Here is a 2,193-nt window from a genome sequence, read left to right on the forward strand (position 1 = left end):
GTCGATACCGGCCTGAATGTGGTGCATGTGGATGATGTGGCTATGGGCCATTGGCAGGCCTTTGTCGACGGTCAGGTGGGGGAGCGCTATATTCTCGGCGGCGACAATCTCCCCCTGGCGGCGATCCTCACCCGTATTGCTGGTCTTACCGGGCATCGCTCGCCGTGGCTGCGTATCCCGCGCCGCCTGCTCTATCCCCTGGCCTGGGGGGCGGAGGGTATGGTGCGGCTACGCGGCAGGGGGACGCCACTGGTGACGACGGACGAGCTGCGTATGGCCGCGCATAAGATGTATTTTTCGTCTGCCAAGGCGGAGCAGGTCTTGCGCTATACCCATCGTCCTGCGGAGGAAGCCTTGCGGGATGCGGTACAATGGTTTGCTGAGCATCACTACTTATAGCGTGCCTGTCGGTCTGACGGACCCCGCTTCGGGGCGCTTATGCTCTGGTGGGTAGGTGGCTTTGCGGCGCTGCTTTCTCTGGCCGCCGTAATTTATCTGTTGCTGACGCTCTGGGCGGTCGGACGCTGGCATCCGGTGTTGCCGGAGCGCGATGCTGCTGCCACGGAAGATATCTTGCGCGACTGGCCCGGCGTCAGCGTGCTCAAGCCCCTGCATGGCGATGAGGATAATCTCTACAGCGCACTGCACAGTTTTTGCGCACAGGACTATCCGGCATTCGAAATTGTTTTTGGCGTGCAGCGCCCGACCGATCCGGCTATCGCCGTGGTGCAACGTCTGCAAGCCAAGTTTCCGGCCTTGTCACTGTACTGGGTGTGTACAGAAGCGCGTATCGGCAGTAATCCCAAGGTCAATAACCTAGTGGGCATCCTCGCCGCCTGTCGTTATGACACTTTGGTGATCAGTGACGCGGACATTACCGTCGGCCCCCGTTATCTGCGCCAGATTTGCGCACCCTTGCAAAATAGGGATGTGGGTGTGGTCACCTGCCTCTACCGGGCACGGCCAGCGGCTACCTTCTGGTCGCGGGTGTTGGCCAGCCAGGTGAACAGTCTTTTTCTGCCTTCGGTGCTGGTGGCGGCGCGCCTGGGTCCAAATATCTTCTGTGGCGGGGCGACCATGGCCTTGCGGCGCGGGACGCTGGAGGCCTTTGGCGGCTTGCCCAGATTAGCGAACCAACTGGCGGATGATTACTGGCTCGGTGCCTACAGCCGCCAGTTGGGGCAACACACCCTGTTGGCGGATTATGTGGTCGACACCGAGGTTCAAGAGGCCGGTTTCCGGTCATTTTATCGGCATGCCTTGCGCTGGTCGCGCACCACGCGATCGGTACAGCCGCTGGGGCACGCGTTCTCCTTTTTGAGTTATCCGCTGCCGCTGGTACTCCTGCTGGCACCTTGGATGGGCCTGTGGGGCGGGCTGCCTCTGGGTGTGGTTCTCCTCTTGCGCCTCGTGTACCATAGGCAGATTATGCATAAACTCGGTGCAGGCGACTCCTTCGGAGTGGCCCTGCTGGGAGATTTTCTGGGCCTGTGGATTTGGTTTCACGCCCTTTTCGCGCGGCACGTCGCCTGGCGAGGGTCGCAATTTGCCATCGGCGCCGACGGGCGGATGGGTGGCCATGACGGAGCAAAACAATGACGATGAAAACCCTTTTCTTGCAAGCCCCTTCTTTTGAGGGATTCGACGGTGGTGCCGGTTCGCGCTATCAGGCCAAGCGGGAAATTCGCTCTTTCTGGTTCCCCACCTGGCTGGCCCAACCCGCCGCCATGATCCCCGGCAGTCGTTTGCTGGATGCCCCTCCAGGGGATGTCAGTGTTGAAGAAACCCTGCAGGTGGCGGCCGCGTATGAGCTCTGCATTATCCACACCAGCACGCCGTCTTTCCCTTCGGATGTGCGCATGGCCGAGTTGCTCAAGGAGCACTACCCCGAGATGCTGATTGGCATGGTCGGCGCCAAGGTGGCCGTAGAGCCGGAAGAATCCCTGCAAGCCTCCACCGCTGTCGATTTTGTCGCTCGCGAAGAGTTTGACTACACCCTCAAGGAAGTGGCGGAAGGGCGGCCCCTCAGTGAAGTGGACGGCATCACCTATCGCTCCGGAAATGGTCAGATTGTCCATAATCCTGATCGTGCCATGATTGAAGACATGGATGCTTTGCCCTTCGTCTCCGAAGTGTACAAGCGCGATCTGCACATTGAAGACTATTTCATTGGCTATCTGAAGCACCCCTATA

At 59.9% G+C, this 2,193-nt stretch carries 3 protein-coding genes; all 3 read left to right on the forward strand.

What is annotated here, in order from left to right:
* The coding region (locus AC2VNK_RS09590) for a Rossmann-fold NAD(P)-binding domain-containing protein (RefSeq protein WP_486883587.1) at window positions 1-399 on the forward strand (399 nt) is incomplete at its 5' end.
* A 39-nt stretch (window positions 400-438) separates the two neighbouring features.
* Window positions 439-1,599 carry a bacteriohopanetetrol glucosamine biosynthesis glycosyltransferase HpnI gene (gene hpnI, locus AC2VNK_RS09595; RefSeq protein ID WP_486883588.1) on the forward strand — a complete coding sequence of 387 codons (1,161 nt, stop codon included), beginning with the start codon at window positions 439-441 and terminating at the stop codon, window positions 1,597-1,599.
* A partial coding sequence (locus AC2VNK_RS09600) for a hopanoid biosynthesis associated radical SAM protein HpnJ (protein WP_486883589.1) occupies window positions 1,596-2,193 on the forward strand: 598 nt, incomplete at its 3' end. The genes hpnI and AC2VNK_RS09600, both read left to right, overlap by 4 nt.

The sequence above is a fragment of the Acidithiobacillus sp. TH-A35 genome, assembly GCF_057473505.1.

Coding starts and splice junctions, on each gene's coding strand:
- hpnI (WP_486883588.1), top strand. CDS start 439: ATGCTCTGGTGGGTAGGTGGCTTTGCGGCGCTGCTTTCTCTGGCCGCC.